The sequence below is a fragment of the Hoylesella shahii genome (assembly GCF_937990675.1).
Taxonomy (GTDB): domain Bacteria; phylum Bacteroidota; class Bacteroidia; order Bacteroidales; family Bacteroidaceae; genus Prevotella; species Prevotella shahii.
This window is the reverse complement of sequence record NZ_CALKQY010000063.1, coordinates 42,908-69,130: the sequence shown is the minus strand read 5'-3', so window position 1 is coordinate 69,130 and position 26,223 is coordinate 42,908. Positions and strand designations below refer to the sequence as shown.

24 protein-coding genes are annotated in these 26,223 nt (G+C 43.7%); 14 read left to right on the top strand and 10 right to left on the bottom strand.

Annotation, left to right across the window (positions count from 1 at the left end):
* Positions 1 to 282: 282 nt before the first annotated feature.
* The 6 genes from aspS (at position 283) to QME03_RS09420 (ending at position 7,144) form a co-directional block, all read left to right on the top strand.
* On the top strand, positions 283 to 2,043 hold the full coding sequence (aspS, locus tag QME03_RS09445; protein WP_281724213.1) for an aspartate--tRNA ligase: 1,761 nt from the start codon (positions 283 to 285) through the stop codon (positions 2,041 to 2,043).
* Positions 2,044 to 2,181: 138 nt separating this feature from the next.
* Positions 2,182 to 2,484 carry a winged helix-turn-helix domain-containing protein gene (locus tag QME03_RS09440; protein ID WP_281724212.1) on the top strand — a complete coding sequence of 101 codons (303 nt, stop codon included), beginning with the start codon at positions 2,182 to 2,184 and terminating at the stop codon, positions 2,482 to 2,484.
* Between the two features lie 51 nt (positions 2,485 to 2,535).
* A complete protein-coding gene (locus QME03_RS09435) occupies positions 2,536 to 2,871 on the top strand; it encodes a hypothetical protein (RefSeq protein ID WP_281724211.1) in 336 nt (111 codons plus the stop codon).
* Positions 2,872 to 3,351: 480 nt separating this feature from the next.
* Positions 3,352 to 4,269, top strand: coding sequence for a homoserine O-acetyltransferase MetA (metA, locus tag QME03_RS09430; RefSeq protein WP_281724210.1), 918 nt, complete (start codon positions 3,352 to 3,354; stop codon positions 4,267 to 4,269).
* A 12-nt stretch (positions 4,270 to 4,281) separates the two neighbouring features.
* Complete coding sequence (locus tag QME03_RS09425; RefSeq protein ID WP_281724209.1) at positions 4,282 to 6,144, top strand: peptidase U32 family protein; 1,863 nt, start codon at positions 4,282 to 4,284, stop codon at positions 6,142 to 6,144.
* Positions 6,134 to 7,144: a zinc ribbon domain-containing protein gene (locus tag QME03_RS09420; RefSeq protein WP_281724208.1), complete on the top strand. Its 1,011-nt coding sequence runs from the start codon at positions 6,134 to 6,136 to the stop codon at positions 7,142 to 7,144. The genes QME03_RS09425 and QME03_RS09420 overlap by 11 nt, the downstream gene beginning before the upstream one ends.
* 97 nt (positions 7,145 to 7,241) lie before the next feature.
* Here QME03_RS09420 and QME03_RS09415 read toward each other — a convergent pair whose 3' ends face one another.
* The gene (locus tag QME03_RS09415; protein ID WP_281724207.1) at positions 7,242 to 8,561 is read right to left on the bottom strand and encodes an MATE family efflux transporter; all 1,320 of its coding nucleotides are present in this window, start codon (positions 8,559 to 8,561) and stop codon (positions 7,242 to 7,244) included.
* 469 nt (positions 8,562 to 9,030) lie between these two features.
* Between QME03_RS09415 and QME03_RS09410 the strand changes: the two genes are divergently transcribed.
* Both QME03_RS09410 and QME03_RS09405 read left to right on the top strand, forming a co-directional pair.
* Positions 9,031 to 9,633 carry a hypothetical protein gene (locus tag QME03_RS09410; protein ID WP_281724206.1) on the top strand — a complete coding sequence of 201 codons (603 nt, stop codon included), beginning with the start codon at positions 9,031 to 9,033 and terminating at the stop codon, positions 9,631 to 9,633.
* Positions 9,633 to 9,917, top strand: a complete 285-nt coding sequence (locus tag QME03_RS09405; RefSeq protein WP_281724216.1) for a winged helix-turn-helix domain-containing protein — start codon at positions 9,633 to 9,635, stop codon at positions 9,915 to 9,917. Before QME03_RS09410 ends, QME03_RS09405 begins: the two co-directional genes overlap by 1 nt.
* Positions 9,918 to 11,257: 1,340 nt before the next feature.
* Here QME03_RS09405 and QME03_RS09400 read toward each other — a convergent pair.
* Together QME03_RS09400 and QME03_RS09395 are read right to left on the bottom strand one after the other, a co-directional pair.
* Positions 11,258 to 12,499, bottom strand: a complete 1,242-nt coding sequence (locus tag QME03_RS09400; protein WP_281724205.1) for an A1S_2505 family phage non-structural protein — start codon at positions 12,497 to 12,499, stop codon at positions 11,258 to 11,260.
* 254 nt (positions 12,500 to 12,753) lie between these two features.
* Positions 12,754 to 13,446 carry an NUDIX hydrolase gene (locus QME03_RS09395; protein WP_281724204.1) on the bottom strand — a complete coding sequence of 231 codons (693 nt, stop codon included), beginning with the start codon at positions 13,444 to 13,446 and terminating at the stop codon, positions 12,754 to 12,756.
* Between the two features lie 507 nt (positions 13,447 to 13,953).
* On the opposite strand from QME03_RS09395, the gene QME03_RS09390 reads away from it, so the two are divergent.
* Genes QME03_RS09390 through QME03_RS09365 form a run of 6 tightly spaced genes read left to right on the top strand, consistent with a single transcriptional unit; the run spans position 13,954 to position 17,722 of the window.
* Entirely contained in the window at positions 13,954 to 14,568 is a 615-nt protein-coding gene (locus QME03_RS09390) for a UpxY family transcription antiterminator (RefSeq protein WP_273148257.1), read from the top strand.
* 13 nt (positions 14,569 to 14,581) lie between these two features.
* Entirely contained in the window at positions 14,582 to 15,250 is a 669-nt protein-coding gene (locus QME03_RS09385; protein WP_281724203.1) for an MgtC/SapB family protein, read from the top strand.
* Between the two features lie 12 nt (positions 15,251 to 15,262).
* Entirely contained in the window at positions 15,263 to 15,790 is a 528-nt protein-coding gene (locus QME03_RS09380; RefSeq protein ID WP_281724202.1) for a nitroreductase family protein, read from the top strand.
* A gap of 5 nt (positions 15,791 to 15,795) precedes the next feature.
* A complete protein-coding gene (locus tag QME03_RS09375; protein ID WP_281724201.1) occupies positions 15,796 to 16,584 on the top strand; it encodes a Rossmann-like and DUF2520 domain-containing protein in 789 nt (262 codons plus the stop codon).
* A gap of 4 nt (positions 16,585 to 16,588) precedes the next feature.
* Positions 16,589 to 17,107, top strand: a complete 519-nt coding sequence (locus QME03_RS09370) for a KdsC family phosphatase (protein ID WP_281724200.1) — start codon at positions 16,589 to 16,591, stop codon at positions 17,105 to 17,107.
* 21 nt (positions 17,108 to 17,128) lie between these two features.
* Positions 17,129 to 17,722, top strand: a complete 594-nt coding sequence (locus tag QME03_RS09365; RefSeq protein ID WP_281724199.1) for a Maf-like protein — start codon at positions 17,129 to 17,131, stop codon at positions 17,720 to 17,722.
* Between the two features lie 79 nt (positions 17,723 to 17,801).
* Here QME03_RS09365 and QME03_RS09360 read toward each other — a convergent pair whose 3' ends face one another.
* The 7 genes from QME03_RS09360 to QME03_RS09330 all read right to left on the bottom strand — a co-directional run bounded on the left by QME03_RS09360 (position 17,802) and on the right by QME03_RS09330 (position 26,211).
* A complete protein-coding gene (locus QME03_RS09360) occupies positions 17,802 to 18,554 on the bottom strand; it encodes a TIGR02757 family protein (RefSeq protein WP_281724198.1) in 753 nt (250 codons plus the stop codon).
* A 474-nt stretch (positions 18,555 to 19,028) separates the two neighbouring features.
* A complete protein-coding gene (galK, locus tag QME03_RS09355; protein ID WP_281724215.1) occupies positions 19,029 to 20,189 on the bottom strand; it encodes a galactokinase in 1,161 nt (386 codons plus the stop codon).
* Positions 20,190 to 20,259: 70 nt separating this feature from the next.
* A complete protein-coding gene (locus QME03_RS09350; protein WP_273113106.1) occupies positions 20,260 to 21,573 on the bottom strand; it encodes an MFS transporter in 1,314 nt (437 codons plus the stop codon).
* Positions 21,574 to 21,800: 227 nt separating this feature from the next.
* Positions 21,801 to 22,892: an aldose epimerase family protein gene (locus QME03_RS09345; RefSeq protein ID WP_281724197.1), complete on the bottom strand. Its 1,092-nt coding sequence runs from the start codon at positions 22,890 to 22,892 to the stop codon at positions 21,801 to 21,803.
* A gap of 205 nt (positions 22,893 to 23,097) precedes the next feature.
* Positions 23,098 to 24,411 (bottom strand): bifunctional folylpolyglutamate synthase/dihydrofolate synthase, encoded by a 1,314-nt coding sequence (locus tag QME03_RS09340; RefSeq protein ID WP_281724196.1) that lies wholly within the window; start codon positions 24,409 to 24,411, stop codon positions 23,098 to 23,100.
* Positions 24,411 to 25,583 (bottom strand): molecular chaperone DnaJ, encoded by a 1,173-nt coding sequence (gene dnaJ / locus QME03_RS09335; protein WP_281724195.1) that lies wholly within the window; start codon positions 25,581 to 25,583, stop codon positions 24,411 to 24,413. The genes QME03_RS09340 and dnaJ overlap by 1 nt, the downstream gene beginning before the upstream one ends.
* Positions 25,584 to 25,608: 25 nt before the next feature.
* Complete coding sequence (locus QME03_RS09330) at positions 25,609 to 26,211, bottom strand: nucleotide exchange factor GrpE (RefSeq protein ID WP_281724194.1); 603 nt, start codon at positions 26,209 to 26,211, stop codon at positions 25,609 to 25,611.
* Positions 26,212 to 26,223: the final 12 nt, after the last annotated feature.

Below are 26,223 nucleotides of genomic sequence, written 5' to 3'. Positions count from 1 at the left end.
CATGGTGCAAAAGTAATAAAAATAATTTGTCCCCACTAATCTTCCGCTGAGCCATGATTTGTTCGGGGACAACAAAGACAAGAAGTAAAGCTGTTTGTTGCGAAATGGAACATCATATACGAAAAATAGAAATCAAGACTTCATAACTAAAGTAGTAAACACAAAAACTTAATAGCCTCATTAACCAATCAACAAAAATATAACAGAACATACAACAAATATTTGTAGGTTTCGTTGGTAATGAGTACTTTTGCAAACATAAATTAAAAAGAAAATAACAACATGTATAGGACAAGCACTTGTGGAGAACTACGCTTAGCCGACGCAGGCAAAACTGTTACATTGGCAGGGTGGGTTCAACGTGTTAGGAAGATGGGCGGAATGTCGTTCGTAGACCTACGTGATAGATATGGCATTACCCAACTCGTGTTTAACGAGAACGATGACAAAGAACTTTGCGACCAAGCCAATAGGTTGGGGCGCGAATTTTGCATACAAGTGACGGGAAATGTGAACGAAAGACAAAGCAAAAATGCCAACCTTCCCACTGGCGATATTGAGATTATTGCAACTCAACTCAATGTGTTGAGCGAGAGCCTTACACCTCCCTTCACCATTGAAGAGAACACCGATGGTGGCGATGACATTAGAATGAAATATCGCTACCTTGACTTGCGTAGACCAAATGTGCGCAAAAATATGGAGTTGCGCCACAAGATGACTATTCTTATACGCAACTTTCTTGATAATAAGAATTTTATCGAGGTGGAAACACCCATCCTTATCGGCTCTACACCCGAGGGAGCACGCGACTTTGTTGTGCCTTCTCGCATGAATCCAGGACAATTTTATGCCCTTCCACAAAGTCCCCAAACACTTAAGCAATTGCTTATGGTGAGCGGTTTCGACCGTTATTTCCAGATTGCAAAATGTTTTAGAGACGAAGATCTACGTGCCGACCGTCAACCTGAGTTCACACAGATTGACTGCGAGATGAGTTTCGTAGACCAAGACGATGTTATCGACTTGTTCGAGGATATGGCTCGTCATCTGTTTAAGGAGCTTAGAAGGGTGGAATTGCCTGCAAAACTGCGCCAAATGCCATGGCACGAGGCTATGAAACTATACGGAAGCGACAAGCCCGACTTGCGTTTCGGTATGGAATTTGTCGAACTGGCCGATGTACTTAAAGGTACTGGCGAGTTTAGCGTGTTTAATGAGGCTGCATATATTGGGGGTATCTGTGTTCCGGGTTGTGCCGACTACTCGCGTAAGCAACTAAATGAGCTAACCGACTTTGTTAAACGTCCGCAAGTTGGCGCTAAGGGACTTGTGTTTGTGAAGTTTGAAGCCGATGGCTCGGTAAAAAGTAGCATCGATAAGTTCTATTCGCCAGAGGTTTTTGCTAGTCTTAAGCAGTCCATGGGCGCCAAAGATGGCGATCTAGTGTTGATAATGAGCGGCGATATTGCCAATAAAACGCGTGTACAGCTTTGCAACTTGCGCCTCGAAATGGGCGATCGCTTAGGCCTTCGTGATAAAGATAAGTTTGAGTGTTTGTGGATAGTAGACTTCCCACTCTTTGAATGGAGCGATGAAGAACAGCGACTCATGGCAACACACCATCCCTTCACGATGCCTCATCCTGAAGATATTCCACTGCTCGACGAGCATCCAGAACGCGTTCGTGCTAAGGCTTACGACTTTGTTTGCAATGGCATTGAAGTGGGCGGAGGTAGTCTTCGTATTCACGATGGCGCATTACAAGAAAAGATGTTTGGCATCTTAGGCTTTACACCCGAAAGAGCAATGGCTCAGTTTGGCTTCCTTATCAATGCCTTTAAATATGGAGCACCACCTCATGCCGGATTGGCTTTCGGTCTTGATCGCTTTGTTTCTATCTTTGCAGGACTTAACTCTATTCGCGATTGTATTGCGTTCCCCAAGAACAATAGCGGTCGTGATGTGATGCTTGATGCACCTTCAACGATAGATGCCAAACAATTAGAGGAACTTAATCTAAGAGTTGATGTAAATCAATAAATCGTATCTAATTGTTATAAAACGCTTTACTTTTCTTACAAAAAGATGCTATATGTTAAATAAAAGTACTAATTTTGCAAGCGATAAATTTGTGTTAGTTGTTCAAATCTGTGAGCATAACACTTAAATTTTATAACTATGGCAGAAAAGAAAGTAACAAAAAGCGCAGTAGAGACTAAAAACTCAACGGCGAAAAAGCCCGCAGCAAAGAAAACTGCAACTAAGAAAGTTACCGAACCCACATGGGGTATAAACGCAGAAAGCGTTGGATTTAGAGCAGGTGATGTTTACCAAACCCTATCGTCAGCTGGTAAAGCTCTTAGTGTAGCAGAGATTGCTAAGGCTTCTGATAAGAGTGAAGAAGAAGTTTTGCTCGGTATCGGATGGCTCTTTAAGGAAGGAAAGATTAAAGGTGAAGATAAACTCGTCACGCTAGCTTAACAAGATAAGGGCCACCAACTTTTAATTGGTGGCCCTTGTTTTGCAATTTATATGTCTACCTTATACGAACAAGAAATTTTTAGGGTGCTATCTGAAGCCGGAGAAGATGGTTTGGCCATGCAAAAGATAGCGCTACATGTTTTTAATGCCTGTAACTCGCTATTCAATCCTGTGAGTTACGAGGAGGTGTACACCTTTGTATCACGATTTCTTATTGCTAAGTCGCACAACCAGGCTTCGCTTATAAAGCGCACTGCCTTGCGAGGAGTGTATCATTTGAATTTTGATTTGAAAGAAACTCAGCAACTTGTGCTGCAGTTTAAAGACGCAGTACCTGTTGAAGAACCTAAGAAACCGGCTCCCGACGCATCGCCTACTCTCTTTTAGCACAATGCTTTTGCTTTTTTTGCAATGCTTATCGCGAGTAATCAACATGACAATTGTTTTATTTGTTTCGTTTTTTTAAATTCTAAGCGTTAATCAAGCACCAATTTTATGAGTCATTGTATCTGGTAAACTTGAGCAGTTAAATCTTCTTTTCGTTCCTTGAAAAGTGCGTTTTCTCGCCATGACAATGTACGAGCAAGCTCGACATTGTTCATTTGGCTTAACGAAAACGTTGCATAATTTATCCCTTTACGTCATTTAACCTTTTCTACATTCAGCCTTTTAGGTTTAAAAGCCTGTTATTGTTGCATTTTTACGCCCTTTATGCCAAAGGGTTAGTTGGTATATCACTTTCATATTTCGCAAAAAAATACTACCTTTGCATATGCTAAATGCAAGAGAAGAAAATACCTGGGCAAACCATTTGCCTGTTATTCGCCTGTCACACGTCTTAGTTAGCTTTGATTATAGTAAACCGCAATGCCACTACGTATCCCCGATAAATTACCAGCAATAGATATATTGATGCGAGAGAATATCTTTGTTATGAACAATTCGAGAGCCACCAGCCAAGATATTCGACCGCTAAAGATTGTTGTGCTCAACCTCATGCCGTTGAAAATAACAACCGAAACCGACCTCATACGCTTGCTTTCTAACACTCCTCTGCAAATAGAGGTGAGTTTTATGAAACTTAAAAGTCACACTCCAAAGAACACGCCGATTGAGCACATGATGAGTTTTTACGAAGATTTCGATGTGATGCGTAACCAAAAGTTCGACGGAATGATTGTTACTGGAGCACCTGTTGAGCATCTTCCCTTTGAAGAAGTGACTTATTGGGAAGAATTAACCGAGATTTTTAGTTGGGCTCGCACGCACGTAACCAGCACGCTTTATATTTGTTGGGCAGCTCAAGCTGGGCTTTATTATCATTATGGCATTCATAAATATCCGCTAGATGGTAAAATGTTTGGCGTATTTAAGCATAAACCAGAGCTACCTTTGTTGCCCATATTCAGAGGATTTGACGAGTATTTCAACATGCCTCATAGCCGACACACAGAAGTGAAGCGTGAAGACATCTTGAAAAATGAAGTTTTGACACTCGTGGCTGAGTCGGATTTTAGTGGGGTGGGAATGGTAATGGCGCGCAATGGCCGAGAAATCTTTATTCTAGGTCACTTAGAATATGCGCCAAACACGCTCGATACTGAGTTTAAACGCGACTGGGGTAAACGCGATGATGTTTCTGTTCCGCTGAATTATTACCCCAATAACGACCCTACACAGCCTCCAATGGTAACTTGGCGAGCACACGCCAACTTGTTGTTTAGCAACTGGATTAATTATTATGTGTATCAAGAAACACCGTATAATGTCAACGACATTAAATAAAATCCGCATCAAATGAGACAACTTGAGCTACTTGCACCAGCTAAAAATCTTGAATGTGGCATTGCTGCCGTTGACCATGGAGCAGATGCCGTGTATATTGGCGCTAGCCGTTTTGGCGCTAGAGCCGCTGCGGGCAATAGTGTTTCTGATATTCAGGAGCTATGCACTTACGCCCATCGCTATGGTGTGAAGGTGTTTGTAACGGTGAATACCATTGTGTACGAAGACGAATTGGAAGACACGCAACGCTTGATATGGGATCTGTATAGGGCTGGAGCAGATGCCATACTGGTGCAAGATATGGCTTTGCTCAAGATGCAGTTGCCCCCAATAGCCCTTCACGCTAGCACGCAAACGGATAATCGCTCGCCCGAAAAGGTAAATTGGCTGCTTAGTCATGGCTTTGAACGCGTTGTACTTGCTCGCGAACTATCTATTGATGAGATTAAACGCATTCACCAGCAGCTCCCCCATGCCGAACTCGAAGTGTTTGTACATGGTGCATTGTGCGTTAGTTATTCGGGCGTGTGCTATGTGTCGCAACATTGCTTCTCGCGTAGCGCCAATAGAGGGGCTTGTGCCCAATTTTGCCGTATGAAGTTCGACCTCATTGACGCTTCTGGCGAGGTTATTGAGCGCCAACGCTATCTGCTTTCGATGAAAGACTTGAGTCAGATTAATCATTTGGAGGAACTGGCCGAAGCTGGAGCCACTTCGTTTAAGATTGAAGGACGACTAAAAGATGTGGCTTATGTTAAGAATGTGGTGGCTGCCTATAGTCAAAAACTCAATCAGCTGGTACACAAATATCCGCAACGCTATTGCAGAGCTTCGCTTGGTGAGGTGGAATATGCTTTCGAACCCAGTCTGAAAAAAACCTTTAACCGTGGTTACACCGACTATTTTGCCAAGGGCAGACAGCAAGGTATTGCTTCTTTTGATACACCTAAGGCCATGGGTGAGTATGTTGGAAAGGTGAAAGAATTGCGAGGAAACTCGTTTAATGTGGCTTCTACGGCTAGTTTTGCTAATGGCGACGGACTGTGTTTTATCAATGCCGACCGCGAATTGGTGGGCTTTAGGGTGAACCGTGCCGAAGGCAACCGCCTTTTCCCACTGAAAATGCCAGAAGGATTGAAGCCTGGCATGTCGCTCTATCGTAATAACGATGAGGCATTTGGTAAACTCCTGGCTAAACAAACGGCTGTGCGAAAGGTGCCTTTGTTCATGAAATTGACTTCAACTAAGGAGGGTGTACAACTTGAAACGGCTATTGTGCATGGTGGAAAACATATTAACAGTGGCGTGCATCATTTGCAGTGCCAACTCCAACAAGCTCAAAAACCACAACGCGACAATATTAATAGGCAGCTAACTAAGTTGGGGGGCACACCTTATTGTTGCGATGAAGTGCATATGGATGCCGATGTAGAAGGGCTTTTCATACCTTCTAGTATGCTGGCCGACCTGCGTAGACGAGCTGTTGACGCCATGATGAACCCACCTGTAAACCTTACCGACCAGCCTAGAACGCTGCCTACGCCAGCCCCAAAACAACAAACGCTGGCTTGGACACCTCAATATAAACGCCACTCTTATCTTTATAACGCTTCCAATCACCTGTCGAAAGCCTTCTACGAAAACGAGGGATTAGTCGACATTGACGACGCCTTTGAGGTGAAAAAGCCTCAACCCGATGAAGCATTGCTGATGCAATGCCGCCATTGCATACGCTTTTCGCTGGGACATTGTGTGAAACATGGTGGCACAAAACCCACTTGGAAAGAGCCGCTTTACTTGCAATTGGGTGATAATAGGCGGTTCAGACTGCACTTTAATTGTGCTGAATGTCAAATGGACTTATATGCAGAATGATATGAAAAAGCTTCTTAAGCTTAACCTTTGGGTGCTTGTAGTACTGCTTGTGGGTTTCTCTGGTTGTTATCATCAGCAGCCAAAGAACAACGAAGGCACGCCTGAACTTACGGCCGAACAACTTGATTCGCTCTCGTTTTCGGCTTCTCATCACTATTCGCATAACTATAACTTCGTGGTTAAAGCCGATTCTTTGCCGCTTATCAGTCAACAACCCGAGGAGGTTGTGTCGGGAGTGGCCCTAGATACGCTTTATGTGATGCACAATAATCATTTGGTTGTAGCCGACATTCGTATAATTCCTGCAAGTGGCGAAGACTCTGTTTGGGTGCAACTAGCCCGCGATCAGTCCACCTTTGGATGGATAAATGAGTCGCATTTGCTGCCTATGGTTGTGCCCGACGACCCCATTTCGCAGTTCATTTCAACCTTCTCTGATGTGCATTTGCTCATCTTCTTGGTGGTGATATGTATTATCGGCATGTTGTATTTGGTGCTAAAGATTGTGCGTGCCAATGCTTTTTTGGTACATATTCGCGACATTGACTCGTTTTATCCCACGTTATTAGCCTTGCTTGTTGCCGCTTCGGCCACGTTTTATGCCAGCATTCAGTTGTTTGCTGCCGACACGTGGCGTCATTTTTATTACCATCCCACGCTCAATCCTTTCAGTGTTCCGCCCTTGCTATCGTTCTTTTTGGCATCTGTTTGGGCAATCCTTATCATAGGTTTGGCCACGATAGACGATATTCGGCATAAACTTCCCTTTAGTGATGCCATGCTCTATCTTTGCGGTTTGGCTGGTGTTTGTGCTGTCAACTACATCGTTTTTAGCATCAGCACACTTTATTATGTGGGCTATCCGCTCCTTCTTGTTTATGGATATTGGGCCGTTAGCAGGCATATGGCCTATAATCGTAGCCGTTATATTTGTGGCAATTGTGGTGTGGCTATGCATTCAAAAGGGCGCTGTCCGCATTGTGGTTCGTTTAATCAGTAGTGGGTAATAGGCGTATACCTACTAATGTGCATCCCCCTTATTGGCCAGTGGTCAATAAGGGGGATGTTTCTTTTTTCTCTTTTCTTCTATTAGTGTATTACATTTGCTGCAAAGTTCTCACGCCATCAATGCGTTTGAAGAGGTAAGTTTGTATCCATCCGCGACTGGCAAGATAGAGAATAAAGGCCAACCACAAAGCATGGTTGCCAAGAAAAGGCCTTAACAGGTAGAAAGTGGCAAAGAATAGCAAGGCGGATATGGCCGACGAGGTGAGCATTCCGCGCGTGGCTGTAATGCCAATAAAAACACCATCCCATACAAATGCGGCCATGCCTGCAAGTGGAAGGGCGATGGTCCAACCAAAATAAGGTAGGGCAGAGATTATCACTTGTTGGTCGTTAGTGAGCAACGCAAGAAAACCACGCCCACCCAGCGCATATAATAAGGTGAATGCAAGTACCATCGCACCGCCCCAAACAAACAAGCGACGGATGGTATCGTTGAAAGCAAACTTGTTTTTTGCACCATAATATTTGCCACCAACGGCCTCGCCCGCATAAGCAAAGCCATCCATGAAATAAGAAAAGATGGTATGAAGTTGAAGCAGAAGGGTGTTAACAGCCAACATCATTGTGCCTTGAGCAGCCCCTGCAGATGTAAAGAAGAAGTTAACGGCCACGAGAAATAGGGTGCGCAGAAATATATCACGATTTACTTTAAAGAAAGAGGTCATGGCCGACTGCGTAATTACACCCTTCATGTTAAAATGAAGGCGAAGCTTTGGTCGATAATGCGCCAAGAAAAAAACAACGGCAGCGAGCATCCCCGACCACTGTGCAACCAGTGTTCCGATGGCAACACCCTCGATATTCATACCGGCAAACAGCACTAACACCAAACTAACGCAGATGTTTACCACGTTTTGCATGATGGAGATAAACATGGGTATGCGCGTGTTTTGCATGCCAATGAACCATCCCATAAAACCATATAGCCCCAACATGGCAGGTGCGCCCCATATGCAGACCTCGAAATAGCGTTGTGCCATTTGGCTGATTTCGGCTGTGGGCCGCATCAAGAACAATGCGCCTTGTGCGATGGGGTATTGCAAAAGGATGATGGCGAGGGCGATAAGCAGACCGATAAGCTGAGAACGAAGAAGTAGTTTGGTCACCTCTTCAAGGTTTCGCGCTCCGTATGCTTGCGAGGTCATACCGCTTGTTCCCATTCGCAAAAATCCAAACAGCCAATAGATAACATTGAAAATCATGCTGCCCACGGCAATAGCACCGATGTATGCTGCATTACCAAGATGGCCCATGATGGCCACATCCACCATTCCGAGCAGCGGAACGGTGATGTTAGACACGATAGAGGGAATGGCAATGTTGAGTATTTCTTTGTCGCGTGGTTTCATTTGCTTTATTTTAAAGGGCTATTGCTCGCCTATTTCAAAGGGCTAATGCTTGCTTATTTCGCTCACGGCACTATCCGTTTGGAGTGCCTTTACAAGGCTTGCCCCTTTCAATGTGCGAAGTTAGCCATATTCAGACGAGTGCGCAAGTTTTGTCGGCAGAAAGTGTTGAGATGTGCAACTGTTGGTGTTGTGAGTTTGTTTTCTTCTTCCTTACAATTCTCCTTAATGGCTGTCGAAATGTTAAAACTTTACATTTGCATGCAATTTTCTTCGTAGAACACTTGGTTTATATTATAAACTTATTTATCTTTGCAGTGGAAATAGTTCCTAAAAGGTGCGTTCCAATATTTTTTTTCGCTGATAAGTTTATAACGTAAACTTATTTATTGTCCTACGAATAGCTACTCGGCCGAAGCTTATTAGTGGGAAAGGCGCTCAAAAGAAGTGTAACTTTAAAAAATTATGAGTGATGGAAGAGAAGAAAATTACCGAGCAAGAGAGTTTGGAACTGATTGCTCGAATGATAGAGTCGACGAAAGAAAACCTCGAAGTAGGTCGCGGAAACCGATTTCTCTATTTTGGTTATTTCGCATTTGTTCTTAGTATAGTGGTGTTCGCCTGTGTTAAGTTAACCCATAACAATCAGTTTTCGGGACTGTGGTGGCTCATGTTTATGTGTTGGGGCATTGTGTCGTGGAAGTCTAAAAAGCCAAGGGTGGTTACCTATACAGACCGTGCACTTAATAGCGTTTGGATGGTAGTGGGGTTGATGTTCTGCCTTTCTACGGTGTATTTGATGGCTTCAGCCTTCATTACCCATAGTACCGACATGTCGCTTATGATGCCCTTCTCACTCTTGTTTGTGAGTGTTGGTACCTCGATGACGGGCGTAATTGTTCGCAATCATGCCATAACCTATCTGCCATTGGTTTCTGTAATCGTCTCGTTCTACATGCTAAACAGCCTGCTATTTGGCCACCCTAACGTGTGGTGGCACTTACTTTTTGGTTTCGCCTCGGTGTTCAACATGATTTTGCCAGGCCATTTGCTTAACGTAATAGGGAGTAAATGATGTTTAGAGAGTTAGACCCGTTGTTGCATTCGCAACTTCGACTGGCCATAATCTCTTTGCTCGTGGGACTGGATGAGGCCGACTTCGTTTACTTAAAAGAGCGAACAGAAGCCACGGCGGGTAATCTGAGTGTGCAAATTGATAAGTTAAGCCAGGCTGGATATATTGAAGTGGAGAAGGGCTTTGAAGGCAAACGTCCACGAACCGTTTGCCGAATAACTGCCCAAGGTCGAAAGGCTTTTGCGCAATACGTAGACGCTTTGAAAGACTATATTAGTAAGTAAGGGCTTTAGAAATGTGATAAGTGCAAGTTGTGAGGCTTTAACAGCACTGGCAACTTGCATTTTTTGTGGCTTTTGATGAGGGCTTGTTGGTAACACTGATGTTGTTGCTTACAAGTAAACGATGTATGCCTCGCTATACAAGCATCTCAGAATGCCTTAATACCTAAGTTTTTACCTGTTTTAGGGCAGATTTAGGCTGTATTCTCTGCCTTAAGGCTAAATCTTATTTGCCTATAAGTGCTTCTCTAGTTGTTTTCGATTTCCAAGCACTTGTTTACTTCTACCAATAGCGCAATGTATTGTCTCCAGTTGCCAACAAAATTACCTCTTTTTCTGATTTTTCCTTGCTTTGTTAGGGCTTTAAATTGGAGAGATATTTTTAAAATGTAAAATAAATAGTTGGTTTTTTAACATTGTGGCTGGCTTTTTTCTCACCAACAGTTCGCTCGCTTGCAAATAATCGATTCTCGCGGAGGTTTTATGAGTTGAAATACATACTTCGAGCGTGAATGTTGATAAACCGAAATTTTGACTAGTTTAGAGGTGTTTTATTCGAAATTTTAGGCTATTTGTAGCAAAACGCAGTGCTAACTCCTACAAAACGCAGTGCTAACTCGTGCAAAATGCAGTGCTAACTCGTGCAAAACGCAAGGCTAAATGGTGCAAAACGCAAGACTAAATGCTGCTTTTGCCCAATTTTGGCGCACTTTACAAAGTCAAGAATGTTGTAAAAAAGCAGATTTTCTGCACCAAAAACCACCTAAAATAGGGCTTTTTAGCTACTAAAAGTGAGTTTTGTGGAGAAGAAAATTCAGGCAAAGTTGAGCAAATAGAAGCGCAAAAAGGTGCAAAATGTCGTTTTTCCGCTCAAAAAATGGTTTGGAAATATTGTGAGAAAGGTTAAAAATGGGGCTAAACTATGCTTTTTGGCAGGTGAATTTCTCTAGAAGGAGAAAATTTTTAAATCTGTTTTGTAAAATAAAAAATATGATTTAACAAACGGGAGGCGAATAACAGTTTTATAAAATAAGCAAAATGCTTTGGCTTTAGATGTTAGACCTTATAGCTTGTTTGGGTTTGTACATATTTTGTGAGTTGTAGTACATATTGTTGTCTTATTCTTAAATTTGTTTGGGCTATGTTAAGTTGCATAGACCAACAAGCTGCCGACAAAAAATAAAAGATGTAAGGAAACAACACAAAAACAATAATTATGGAAACATTGTGGTTTAATGACTAATTGGGGTTAAGCGCTATACCATTGCGCAGCCTTTAGCCCATTTGTAAAAAGGGCTAAAGGCTAGTTGACTACAAGGTTAGTTGGTATACCTAACGAAAAACTAGCTTACGAAAGTTTTGGGTAAACAAATATTCTCTTCATTGCGAGCTGCCACAAACAAAGGAGCAATCTCATTGTCTGTATATCCTGCAATGCCACAGCCAATGCGTGTAACAAAGAAGAATAAATGTTTGTTGTGTCGCGCAAATTGGATAAACTCGTTAATGAAGTGCCGAATGCTTTCTAAGCCACCTTCCATGGTGGGAATGGCGTAACTTTGTCCTTGTATGCCCACACTTACGCCCATGATGGCGCCAAAATGTCGGTGAGCTGTGCGTGCAGCGCCACCCCAATGCATGCCTTCACTATTGCTACCAAACACAAATACCTCGTCCAAGTTTAAGCTGGTTATCTTTTCAGGTGTGAAAAGGGGGCGTCTAATGCCATTATAGACGCGTGTTTGTTCGTTAGTGGGCTTAATTCCCGTTTTAAGAGATGCGTTTAGTAGGGTATTATTAACGTGTTCATCAAATGCATAACTCACATCGAGCATCCATTTTGGAAGCTTGTTTTTGGCATCTTTCAACAGTTCTTCAGGCATATACTTATAATGGGCGTATGCAATAGGCCCAGCAATAGCAGCAAGCGTGTCGGCATCTCCACCCAAAGCGATGGCCAATTTGATGCAGCTGGTATAGTCGTTGCTTTCTAAAAAGCAAATCAATGCTGCTGGGACGGTTATTTGGCACGTTTCGTCGAAGCGGTAATCGGGTTGTATGTCTTTGTACAGACAGCCCGACCATTGTGGATAGTAAACGTCTAACACTTTTTCGCGAATAAAGGTTTTGCCTTTGTTTTGCATGCCATAGAATATGGCCAAGGCCGTGGCCACAGCCCCTTTTATGCCTTCGGGGTGATTATGTGTTGGCATGGCGGTGCTGATTGCTAGGTCAATGCACTCGCTAGAGGTGGTAGCCATAAATCCCGCAGCAGCAACGCGCATGGCACTTCCATTGCCAAACGAATTATATGCTGGTGTTACATGGGGGTGATTGAGCCACTTGCGAAAGCGTCCGCCATAGCCTCGCTCTTTCTCCATGCGGCATCTTGACCAAAGTGTAGTGGCCATGTCGGTATGATTGAGCAACGATTCTGCGCACGCAAAGGTGCATACTGTATCGTCGGTATATGTGCTTTTGGCGTTTAAGAGCCTCACATCATTGTAATTCTTCGTTCGATTGCCAAATTCGTAGGGCATGCCAGCGATGTCGCCAACAGCCACACTGATAAGTAGGTCTTTCATTTTGTTTGTTTTTTATTGCTTGGTTGTGTGATATTACGATTTATTTCATTTTGATTGTCGAAGTGAAAATACTTGGTCCTTAATATTTAGGGGGATGGCTTTGGGTGAGTTTGAGAAAGATAAACCGCACAACTACACGGTCTCGTCAACTTGGTTGTATGCCAACTTATCAACTCGTAGGCTCACAATCTCGTAAACTAGAAACACATTATCTCGTGAAATAGACCACTACAAGTGGCATAAGTCATAAACACCTAAAACTCTAATCTAAATCCCTTCTGTTTTAAATCGTCGTAGCTTTCTTTATTAAAGCGGTAAAGTCGTGCTTCTCGTTTTGGGGTAGGTCTTACAGTTTCGTCTAAGGGTGTGAGAATGTTGAAGTGGAGCATTTTTTTCGAGAAGTTACCACGGTCGAAATGCACTTCGAGAATAGACTCGTATAGGTTTTGAAGCTGTCGCATGGTAAACTTCTCAGGCAGCAATTCAAAGCCTATAGGTTGAAAATGTATGCGTTCGCGCAGATGTTTCAGTGCATCGCTAAGAATAACATCGTGGTCGAAAGCCAGTTGCGGCACCTCGTTAATGTCGAACCATTGCGCCTTACTTGCATCGTCTCCAGCCTGAACTTCTTGCGTTTTTACCAATGCTAGATAAGCCACGGTAATTATTCTTTCGCGCGGGTCGCGGTTGGGGTTGCTGTAAGTTCGAAACTGTTCCATATACGCGCAGCTCATATTTGTTTCTTCTTGCAGTTCGCGTAACGCACCTTCTTCGCACGATTCGTCCATACGAACGAAACCGCCAGGGAATGCCCACTTACCTTTATGTGGTTCTTGACCGCGCTCAATGAGCAAAACCTTTAACTTTGCGCCATCGAAACCAAATATAACACTGTCGGTTGTCACTGCCAGGTGTGGGTATTTGTAGCAATACTTTAACTCTTCCATAATTAAACTAGTGTATTATTTACACTGCAAAGTTATGAATTGTTTTTTATCTAGCCAAACAAAAGATGTACTTTTTACACAAGATAAAAATAATTACTCGTTCCTTTAATTGTAATGGGACTATTCAGGATGATGTTTTTTGTTGATAGATAGCGATTTATGTTGTGTTTGTTAGCGCGAAGTAATTACGTTTGGATTAACGTTTGATTGGTGCATCCGAGTGACACAGCATCACATCTTTCGTTTTAGTAGGCTTTATTGTTGTTTTTATCGCACAGAAATTTTGCGACAAGAGGTAGTATTGAGTTAAGAATTTTAATGCGCGTGTGTGATAGAAGGCATACTCAATAGAGTGATGTTCATGCCTATTAACACCAATATATATATGCGTTGCAGGATGAAGAAGAGCAGTTGTTCGATTTTTCGTCTGTCAAACAGCGCTTTTTCAGTCAAAAAGGTTGCAATAAGTTGGATTTTTATTTATATTTGCAGATTAAAAGCACTGACATGCACAGCACATCCATGATTGGAAAAGAGAGTAATGAGATATTAGCCACTGACGAATTTCCATCACCTCACGAATTAGCGGGCGACGGTTACCCGTGGTATGCCGTGCGTTTGTTTTCATTGCGTCTGAACGAAGCACTCAATTATTTCAGCGGAGCAGGACTTACTTGTTTTGTACCCATGGAATGTAGCGAGCAGAAAACAATCGACAACGACGGCAAACCCGTGTTTAAGCCCGTGGTGTTTAACCTCGTATTTATTAAGAAAAGCCAGGAAGAACCAGCACTAAAGCGCATTTTTGCTGAGGCTAGATTTAAAATGTCGGTGATAAAGAAAGATAAAACCACTGGCGCTTATTATGAAATACCCTCTAAGCAGATGCTGGACTTTATGTTGATGTGCAGTCCTGAAATAGAGATGCGCAAGTTTCTTTCGGCCACCGATGCTAAATTGAAGAGCGGAACACCCGTTATGGTGAAACATGGACCACTAAAAGGACTAACAGGACGACTGGTGCGGAGCAGCAAAAAATATTTCTTGCTAAAAGAAGTGCCCGAAATGGGAGTGATGATTAAGGTGAGTCGCTGGTGTTGTGTGCCTTTAGAAGAACTATAAAACCGATGATATAATGGATTTAGATTTTGCACTTAGAATTTTTATTGCTGGCTTGCTGGGCGGAGCTATTGGCCTAGAGCGCGAGTATAGGGCTAAAGAAGCAGGGTTTAGAACCCACTTTTTGGTGTCGTTAGGCAGTGCCTTGTTCATGATTTTGTCGCACTCGGGCTTTGATAATATTTTGCAAGAGGCTACCAATGTGTCGCTCGACCCCTCGCGTATTGCTTCGCAAGTAGTTACTGGCATCGGATTTATAGGTGCAGGTATTATCATTTTTCAGAAGCATGTGGTGCATGGACTAACCACTGCTGCTGGTCTTTGGGTTACCTCTGCCATTGGTTTAACATGTGGCTCTGGTATGTTTGCTTTGGCCACTTCGGCCACTGTGATGGTGTTGATATGTCTTGAAGCCCTGCATTTGATATTGCGTAAGATAGGTACGCGCCACATATTGCTCACTATTTCGGCTTCAACGCGCAACGAAATAAAAGCGGTGCTGCAAGATATGAAGGCTAAGAATATGAACATTGCTAGCTACGAAATGCAAGAAAAGGTTTTGGGCGATGGCAAACACTTGCTAGTGGTCACTATTGACTTAAAGCTGAAGAAGAAAGTGTACGACAACTTTCTGCTTCAATTTATGGACGAATACGAAGGAGTGGATATTAATAAAATTGAATAAAGAAAAGAAACGATGAAAAGTTTTGCCCAATTGATGCATAGCAGACGTAGCTGTCGCAAGTTCACCCAGGAGAAAATAGACCCCGAAGCACTTAGCTTGGTGCTTAATGCTGCCTTACTTTCGCCTTCGGCAAAGAGCAGAAGGTCGTGGCATTTTGTGGTGGTGGAAGATAAAAACACGCTTGAAAAACTTGCAGATTGTAAAGAGTCGGGGGCTGCTTTACTTAAAAATGCAGCAGTGGCAGTGGTGGTTACGGCCAATGTTGCCGAAAACGATTGCTGGATTGAAGACTGCTCTATCGCTACCTTAGCCATGCAGTTGCAGGCCGAAGACTTGGGATTGGGTAGCTGTTGGGTTCAGGTTAGAAACCGTGGGCTGAATAGTGGCGAGCGTGCAGTGGATATTGTGCGCGGTATTCTTAATATTCCAGAAGGCTTCGATACGCTTTGCATTCTTGCCTTGGGGCATAAAGCTAGCGAACTACCCTTGAAAAACGACGATGATGCGCCTTGGGAGCAGGTGCATGTGGGCACTTTCTAATGAACATGAACGATATTAAGCAGTTTAAGATGGTGTTGCTTGGGGCTGGAAATCTGGCCACAAGCTTGGGCTTGGCCTTGGTTAAGAGTGGTTTTTGTGTAGAACAGGTGTATAGTCGCACGTTAGAAGCTGCGCAAACGTTGGCCAATGTCTTGAACGCATCGGCTGTTAGCAGCCTCGAAGAGCTTTCCAATTCGGCCGATGTGTATCTCTTGGCGCTGAAAGATGATGCGTTGCCAGGCGTTATTCAACAGGTTTGCAGGTTAAATCCGCATGCTGTGTATGCCCACACTGCTGGAAGTGTGCCAATGAGCGTATTTAACAACTTGGCTGTTAACCATGGTGTACTTTATCCGCTCCAAACTTTTTCCAAACAAAAGCCTTTAGATTTTAATACTATTCCTTGTTTAATTGAGGGGGCAAATGCTTTTTCGCAAGATATTTTATGGCGAATAGCACACGCTTTAAGTAACAACGTGCATCTTGCTTCATCTGAAGATAGGCGTGTGATGCACTTGGCGGCAGTGTTTGGCTGCAATTTTGTGAACCTTTGTTATACACTTGCAAGTGAGACCTTGAAGAGTCGCGGACTGGATTTTGGGTTGTTGCTCCCGTTGATAGACGAAACAGCGGCTAAGGTGCACCGAATGACTCCGCTTGAGGCACAAACAGGACCAGCAGTGAGAAAGGATAAAAAAGTGATGCAGGGACAAATGCAGCTTATAGACGATGCAGATCGGCGTCGACTTTACGAGTTGATGAGTGAAATGATTCATAAACTGGCAAATAAATAACACAATGATAAACTACGATTTACAACGCATTCGTGCCATCGTGTTTGATGTTGATGGGGTGCTTTCGGCTTCTACTATCACCCTTTCGGCAGATGGCGAACCGCTTCGCACAGTGAATATTAAGGATGGATACGCCATCCAACTGGCACAAAAGATGGGTTTGCGTATCTGTATCATCACTGGTGGCGACACAAAGGCCGTGCGTAAACGCTACGAAGGACTGGGAGTAGAAGACATTTATATGAAGGCAGGTGTGAAATTGTTGGCCTACGAAGATTTTAAAACACGTTATGGTCTAGCTGACGACGAAGTAATGTTTGTTGGCGACGACATTCCTGATTACGAAGTGATGTCGCGTTGTGGCTGTGCATGCTGCCCAGCCGATGCTTGCGCCGACATTAAGGCGATTAGTTGCTATGTGGCTACAGCTGCTGGAGGTATGGGATGCGGACGAGAAGTTATAGAACAGACGCTGCGAGCTAAGGGTTTGTGGATGAAAGACGCAAAGGCCTTTGGCTGGTGATTATCAAAAAAGAATAGGAAAATGAAAAACAGACTGGTGTTGGCGAGTAATTCGCCACGTAGAAAAGAACTGTTGCGTGGTTTGGGTATCGATTTTGAGGTGAGATTAATTCGCGATATAGACGAAAGTTATCCGCACGATTTGCCTACAAACGAAGTACCCGTGCATATATCTAAGGCTAAGGCTGCGGCATATTTGGATACGATGGCCGAGAACGAGGTGGTTTTAACTGCCGATACGGTTGTGGTGTGCGATGGAAAGATACTTGGCAAACCGCATGATACCGACGAAGCACACCAAATGTTGGCCTTATTAAGCGGTAAAAGTCATGAGGTGATAACGGGTGTTACGCTTAGTACACTACAATGGCAGCGTAGTTTTGCTGTAACAACGGTGGTTTGGTTTAAAGAACTGACTGCCGATGAGATTAGTTTTTATGTAGATTGTTATCGCCCATTTGATAAAGCTGGAGCCTATGGTATTCAAGAGTGGATTGGATATGTGGGTGTTCAGCGCATAGAAGGTAGTTATTTCAATGTGATGGGCTTGCCTGTACAGCGCATTTACGATGAGTTGAAAGATTGTTTCGACTTTTTGCATCCTTTTGAAGTGTAAATACTGGAGGATATAATGCCCTAAGGTTTTGACTATCTTAGAAGAATATATTGACAAGGCTGTGTTTAGGGCCTTATATTTATAACTCCTGACCCTGGTTTACGCCGTAACCAAAGAGTGCAAAGTCGGCTTTTAGTGGGTCGTTAGGGAATACTTTGGCCATTTCTTGTGTCAGTTTCTTGGCGATAGACATGGAGGTTGACTTGCTTTTGAGCAGTTTTAGGCGTTGTGCTTGCGTCAAAACGTGTGTGTCTAGTGGCATGATGAGGGTGCGTTTGTCGATGGAGTCTTTCCAAATGCCTAAGTCTACGGGTGAATTGTCGCGCACCATCCATCGCAAAAACATGCAAAGGCGTTTGCAGGCAGATTGCGAATTGGAGGGGATAATACCTGTTTTGTTATGCTCGTTAAAGTAATTGCATAGTGCTGTAATGGCCTTTAATGCATCGTTTTCAGCCATGTGCTGCAGATATTGCTGCAAACTACCATGTTCAATGAGTAGGGTTTGCAGCGTTTTAAGTAGGTTATTTATCATCTTTTTGGTGTAAAGGCGATAATAACAGTCGTCGGTTGGTGGTATGTCTTGTTCAAACAGTCCGCTTTTCACCCAGTTGTAAGGTTCGCCTTGCGACTTTTCCAGCACGAAATTTATCTTTGGAAAGAATTGCTTTCGGTTTCCATAGCTTAGGCTTGCCGCAATGAAAGCCATCGTTTCTTGGTTGTTTGTGCCCTGAACAAGGTGCATAAAGCGTGCAGGGTCTTCCTTTAAGAAGGCCGTTGTTTCATAGCGTGCAGCGTACTCTTTTAGTAATGCCTTTGTTTTTCCGTTCATATTGTTGCTGCTTTCGATATAAATATATTATTGCTTAATATTGCTGTCCGGTAAAACTTTTTTGGGGATATCTGTGTTAGTTAAAATAGATTTAACCTTATTATTTCTTAGAATTATCGGTTATTATAGGTCTTTTCTTATCAAAATAAGTGCATTCTATAATACTTTCAGTTTGAAATAGGAAACCAAGCCCCAGGATGGGTAAAACGGCTGCAATACCGATGGATAAAGAGATACAGAACTTTCTGTTTATTTTTACCAGACAGCAATAATTGCTTAACTAAAAGTTGCTTGTTTATTATTGCCAAAGGAAACATTGTTTACTATAATAATGCCAATTGAGATTGTGTACTGCGTTGGCGAGAAAAGGTAAAATGCGTAAAAAAGAGGATGTGACAAGCTGTGCACATCCTCTTTCATTTTATTGCTTAGTGGCCAACTGTCAGGCAATGAGCCTGAATTGGTTATGCGTTATTAGCAAACTTTGCGCGAACCATCGCTAATTACCACGTCGTAAACGGCGGGTTCACGGTTGTATTTTGCAGCATATTTCTGCTTAGCATCGGCAATAAACTTATCATAAAGTTCGTCTTTAACGAGGTTGATGGTGCAACCGCCAAATCCGCCGCCCATGATACGACTACCTGTAACGCCATTTTCTTTAGCCAAATCGTTTAGATAGTCAAGTTCTTCGCACGAAACTTCGTATTCTTTGCTCAACCCATGATGCGTTTCGTACATCTTTTGTCCTACTGTTTCGTAGTCGCCAGCGTTCAAAGCATCACAAACAGCCAACACATGGTCTTTCTCTCCGAGAACGAAGTGAGCGCGTTTAAAGTCTTCTTCAGAAACTTCATCCTTCACAGCGTCAAGCTCTTTCCAGTCGGCATCACGCAAAGTCTCAAATTTCTTTTCGGGGAATTTAGCGTTAAGAGCAGCAACAACGTTTTCGCAACTTTGTCTTCTTTGGTTATAAGCCGATGAAGCCAGTTCGTGTTTTACTTTAGAATCAAGCAAAACAAGCTTATATCCTTGTGGGTTGAAGGGGAAATATTCAAACTCTCTAGAACGGCAATCCAATCGCATGAGCTTACCTTCTTGTCCGAACACGCTAGCAAACTGGTCCATAATACCACACATCACACCACAATAGTTGTGTTCGGTGGCCTGTCCTGCAAGTACCATGTCCCATTTAGACACCTTATTGTCTCCAAAAAGGTCGTTCAGTGCGAAAGCAAAGCAGCTTTCGAGTGCAGCCGATGACGACATTCCTGCGCCCAAAGGCACGTCGCCCGAGAACGCAGTGTTGAAGCCTTTAACGTCAACGCCAAGCTTTTTCATTTCTTGGATAACGCCATAGATGTAGCGAGCCCAGCTAGCACGAGGACCATTAGGGTCGTCTACTTTAAATTCAACACGGTCTTTAAGGTCGATAGAGTAGCACATAACAGTGTCCGTTCCATTAGGGCGCACCTCGGCCATAATGCCTTTGTCTACCGCTCCTGGGAAAACAAATCCTCCATTGTAGTCGGTATGCTCGCCAATAAGGTTGATACGTCCGGGAGATGCGTATATGTTGCCAGTCTTTCCATCGAAGTGCTTGATGAAGCGACTTCTTACATGTTCAATATCCATCATATTAATGAGTTTTAGGTTTTGTGTATGCAATTTGTTTAACTAATAATTTGTTTGCCATTCGTTCGAGTTAGTCAACACGGATATCCTTGTTCACGTTCTTGCTACCGATAACGGCATAGAACAGAATGTAAACTAAGCCGATGAGTGGTATGGCATAAGAGATGAGATAGCCTGCATTGTCGGCAATAAAGTTCTGCATGAGAGGTAGAACACCGCCACCAACAACCATCATCATAAAGATACCTGAAGCTGCAGCCGAGTATTTGCCAAGGCCTTCGGTAGCCAAATTAAAGATGCTTGACCACATTACTGAGGTGCAAAGACCGCAAAGCACTAGCAAGAGTGCTGCAACAGGCACAGTAACAAACTGGAATGACGAGCCAGTAAACACGGGCATAGCCATTGTTGTGCTCTTACCAAGAACCATTGCCAACAGGATTAGCACGATGCCCAAGCTCGATGTGGCAATCATCATGGTTTTACTTGATACCTTATCGGCAATAAATCCAGCAGAGAAACGGCCTACAAGCATGAGAAACCAATAGGTGCCAGCCACAAAACCGCCAATCTTAACTGCTGTTGCGGGGTCAAGTCCACCACCATTAGCACCAGTATCAGAGAGGTAGAAGTTTAGTGTGCCGGGTATTCCAACTTCAACTCCCACGTAAATGAAGATGGCGATGGCGCCAAGAACAAAGTGGCGGAAGGCCCATGGACTTCTTTCGTAAACTGTTTCGGCTGAAGTCTTACCCATTTGTGGGTCGGCAATGGGGATAAAGAGCAGTGCAACGAAGGCTGCAGCAAATACACCCATGGCGATATAAAGTACAAGGTTGATGTCTACGAGTGTGGTTTTGGCCGTTACTGTACCGATAAGTGCACCCACGAACATTGGCGTAAGCGTACCAGATAGTGAGTTAAGCGTACCACCAACAAGGTTTAGCTGGTTACCACGGTTGCCACCGCCACCCAAAAGGTTGAGCATGGGGTTTACAACTGTGTTAAGCGTACAAACCGAGAAGCCCGAAATGAAGGCTCCGAGCAGGTAAACGGCAAAGCCTGAAACCTTATCGCCAACGCCACCAGCTAGGAATTGCACCAATACGCCAAAGAAACCAAGGGCAATACCCACGAGAGCAGTGCGCTTGTAGCCAATCTTTGAGAGTAGCTTACCAGCGGGAATGCCCATGAAGAGATAGGCCAAGAAGTTCATAGCGTTGCCCAGCATACCCACGGTGTTGGCGCTATCGCCTTGGAAAGCTTGTTTCCAGATGATGCCAATGGGTGCAGCGAGGTTTGTCACGAATGAAATCATTGCATAGAGAAACATCATTGTGACAATGGCTACTATGCTTCCACTTTTTGCTTGTTTATTTTCCATTTTAGTTTTAGTAATAAATGCTTTTAGTTATGGCCCATCTTTGATTGTGTGCACAACCTTTAGCGGTTGTACTTTGAGGCTTTTTCTGCGAAAAGAAACTGATGTGGTGTGGTTTGTTACGCACTTTGTTGTTCGAAGAGCAATTGAATAAGCTGTATAGAAACGTGCCACATCTAGTCAAAGGCATAGCAGACCAATCAAAGAGCGGGTCTATTGAGATAAATGGTTTATGCTTTTGTTCCGAATTTGTAAATGGTTTTTTGCTTATATTGTTCGCCAGGGTTGAGCACCACAGAGGGGAAGTAGGGGCGATTGGGCGAATCTGGGAAGTGTTGTGCTTCAAAGCAGATACCACTTCTTCGTGGGAAGGTGGCACCGTGTTGTCCTTTATATCCATCTGCCCAGTTGTCAGTGTAGAGTTGCACACCAGGTTCGGTGGTGTAAACCTCCATTGTGCGACCCGTATTGGGCTCTGTAATCCTTGCAGCAAAGCTTAGTTCGCCCTCTTCGCGCTTGTTAAGCACAAAACAATGGTCGTAACCAGCACCGTTTTTAATTTGTTCGTGGTCGGCATCAATATCTTGTCCGATGGTCTTTGGCGTTCTAAAGTCGAAGGGAGTGTCCTTAACAAAACGTATTTCGCCCGTGGGGATACTCACTTCATCAATAGGAATATAAAAGTCTGCATTAATTTCGCACTCCAAATTCTCAATGCTCGGTGTGGGGTTGGCTATACCTGCGAGCGAGAAAAAACCGTGACTGGTAAGGTTGATGACTGTTTTTTTGTTTGTTTTGGCCATGTATTCAATAACCAACTCGTTGTCTTTGTTGAACGAATAGATAACTGTGGTTTTGAGTTCGCCAGAGAAACCCTCTTCACCATATGCGCTAGTGTAGTTCAGAACAAGTGTATTATCGTTCATTTGTAGTGCATCCCACACTTTAGCGTTAAATCCTTTCTTGCCTCCATGCAGCGAATTGGGCCCATTGTTGATGGGCAGGCTATACTCTTTGCCATGCAATTGAAACTTGCCTTTGGCTATTCTATTGCCATATCTGCCCACAAGCGTAGAGAGATAGGGTTCGGGCGAGTTTACTACGTCTTGTATATTGTCATGTCCTTGTATCACATTGGCCAAATTTCCATGCTTATCGGGAACCATGATAGCCACAATTGCTCCGCCATAGTTGGTAATGGCCACTTCGTTTCCTGCTTCGTTGCGGAGAATATACAAATCGGTTTCTTTGCCGTCGATGCGAGCTTGAAAGTCTTCACGCTTCAGCCCGCATGCATTTTGTACCTTATCTGTGTTCGTCATATAAGAAAGTTTTTAGTTATACTTTGTTGCAAAGTAAACGAAAAAAAATGAATACAACAAATATTAATATATTAAAAGCGGTGGTTTCGTGTTAAAAATATTCAACAGACAACTCCACCGCTTTCCTTTTGCTAATATTTGGTTTAATCTTTATCCTTTAGTACGCAAATTTTAGTTGAAAGAGCGCACTTGTCTTTCTTTGGTTTTAAGGTTTATTTGTTGTTATTGGGGGTGTTTCAAGGCTTGATAGCAAGTCGGCCACCACATAGCTACTTCCGCCCACAAACACCAAATCTCCTTCTTCTGCATCGTTTAGGGCTGCATCGTAGGCTGTTCTTACCTTATTATATATATGGCCATGCAATGCGTTTTGTTCTGCTTTTTGCGCCACAATCTCACTAGGCACTGCTCTATGCGTGCTAGCTTGCGTGAAATAATAGGTTGCATTCTTAGGTAAGAGCGTAAGAACCGTGTCTAAATCCTTATCGTCTACCATGCCAAACACCATGCGCAGCGTGCGATAGCTTTGTGCTGCTAGTTGTGTGCTAAGGTATTGCCAGCCTGCAACGTTGTGTCCTGTGTCGCAAATCACTCTGGGGGCTGTGCTTAATGTTTGCCATCTGCCTTGCAAACCTGTTGATTGGCACACGTTGGCCATGCCTTGAGCCACTGCTGTTGCTGTTATGGCAAAGCCTAAAGTCTGTAATTGCAATGTTGCTGTTAAGATGGTGTTGGCGTTGTGGTGTTGATAGTTGCCTCCCAGTTCGAAAACCACGTTGCCAAAGCTACGGGTTTGTAAACTTATGCCACCCTCGTTGCGGTGTTGCCACTGTAACACTTCGGGTTTTTCTTCGGCCCAAACCATGGGCGCGTGCATTTCTTTGGCTTTGTTTGCAAACACAGGGTGTGTTTCTGCTGTGGTTTCTCCCACAACAACAGGCGTTTCTTTCTTTATAATACCTGCTTTTTCAGAAGCTATTTGTGCCAAGGTGTTGCCCAAAAAGCCAGTGTGGTCGAGGCTGATGTTGGTGATAACCGAGAGCACAGGACTGATAATGTTGGTGCAATCGAGCCTTCCGCCCAAACCCACTTCGATAACGGCTACGTCAACACTACTTTCTGCAAAGTAACTGAAGGCCATAGCAGTGGTTAATTCGAAAAACGAGGGATGCAATGGCTCGAAAAAATCGCGATGTTTTGCCACGAAATTCACCACATAGGCTTCCGAAAGTGGCTCTCCATTAACGCGAATGCGCTCGCGAAAGTCGATAAGGTGGGGCGATGTGTACAATCCCACGCGATAGCCACATGCTTGAAGAATGGCTGCCAGCGTATGCGCGGTAGACCCTTTGCCGTTGGTTCCAGCCACATGGATGGTTTTAAACTGGCGATGGGGCATAGCCAGGTGTTCATCTAGTGCCAACGAATTGTCTAAGCCCTCTTTATATGCAGAAGCACCCACATGTTCGAAAACAGGGGTGCTATTGTATAGATACTGAATTGTCTCCTGATAGTTCATCAGTTAAAGTAATTCTTGAATTTTTGGAATATTGTTTTTTTTGTGGCTTTGTCGCCTTTAAAGTTATCGCTTTCGGACAATTTCTCTAGCATGGACTTCTCTTCGCTTGTCATTGCCTTAGGCACATACACGCTAAGGTTTACAATGAGGTCGCCCGTACCCGAGCCATAGCCCTGAATGGCAGGCAAACCTTTGCCTCGCAATCGCAAGGCAGTTCCCGGTTGTGTTCCAGGAGCAACTTTCATTCTCACCTTACCGCCGTCTACCAGTGGTATTTCGAGGCTTCCACCCAAGGCAGCAGTGGGGAAATCTAGTAGTTCATTATATATAAGGTCGTTGCCATCGCGCACGAATGTGTCGTTAGGTTCTTCCTCAATAAACACTTGTATGTCGCCAGTTATGCCGTTTCGTTTGCCTGCGTTGCCTTTTCCAGGGACGTTAACCACCATTCCTTCGGCCACTCCAGCTGGTATTTTAATCTCTACCACTTCTTCACCTTTGATCACACCAGAGCCTTTACAGCTATGGCAAGGGGTCTTAATAACCGTTCCTTCGCCATGGCAGGTGGGGCATTCGCTTTGAGTTTGCATCATGCCTAGCATGGTTCTCACAGTTTTTGTAACTATACCTTGTCCTTTACATGTTGGGCAAGTCTCTGTTCCGCTACCTTCTTCAGCGCCAGTTCCATGGCAATGATTACAGGTAACATCTTTTTTAACTTTAAACTTCTTGGTGATACCTGTGGCAATCTCTTGCAACGACAGGCGCACTTTTAGACGCAAGTCGCTTCCTCTGTATTGTGCATGTCGGCCACCACGTGCGTCTCCGCCAAATCCAGAGAAGCCCCCAAAGCCTCTATGCCCACCAAAGATGTCGCCGAACATTGAGAATATGTCGTCCATATCCATGCCCGAACCACCACCAAAGCCACCGAAACCACCTGCTCCAGCAGGTCCGTCAAAGCCAAATTGGTCGTATTGTTGTCGTTTATTGGGGTCGTGCAGCACATCATAAGCTTCAGCAGCCTCTTTAAACTTTTCTTCGGCTTCCTTGTCGTCGGGGTTTTTGTCGGGGTGATATTTGATGGCGAGTTTGCGATAAGCCTTTTTTATCTCGTCTTCCGTAGCGTTTTTGTCAACGCCCAGCACTTCATAATAGTCTCTTTTTGCCATTTTCTTTCCTTTTCAGCCTGGTCAATTATTGTCCAACAGCCACTTTGGCATGTCTGATAACTTTATCGTTAAGGGTATAACCAGTTTGCACGCAGTCGATGATTTTTCCTTTTTTATCATCGCCCATACCTGGAACCATAGCCACAGCTTCGTGGAAATCCACGTCGAAATCTTTGTTTTCAACTTCAATTTTCTTCACGCCCATACCCTCGAGAGTGCTTAGTAGCTTTTTATAAATCAGCTCCCAGCCTTCTTCCACTGCATCAACGCACTCTTGTTTGTGTGCGTTTTCAATGGCTCTTTCCATGTCGTCGATAATGGGTAGAATGGCAGTGATGGCTTTTTCACCACCATTAAGAATAAGTTCGGTTTTTTCTTTTAGTGTGCGACGCTTAAAGTTGTCGAATTCAGCCACAGTTCTAAGATACTTATCTTTCAACTCTTCCAGTTGTTGTGTAATTTTTTCTTCTTCCGTAGAGTTGTCTTCTTCGGTTGCTTGTGGTTGTTCTTGTGGCTCGTTAGCCTCGTCTTTGTTTGTATCTTGGTTAAGGTCAACAGCCTCCTCGTTGTTCTGGAGGTTGCTGTTGGCCTTCTTTTCCATGTTTTCGTCTGTCATTTTTTCGTTCATTCCAAATGTGTA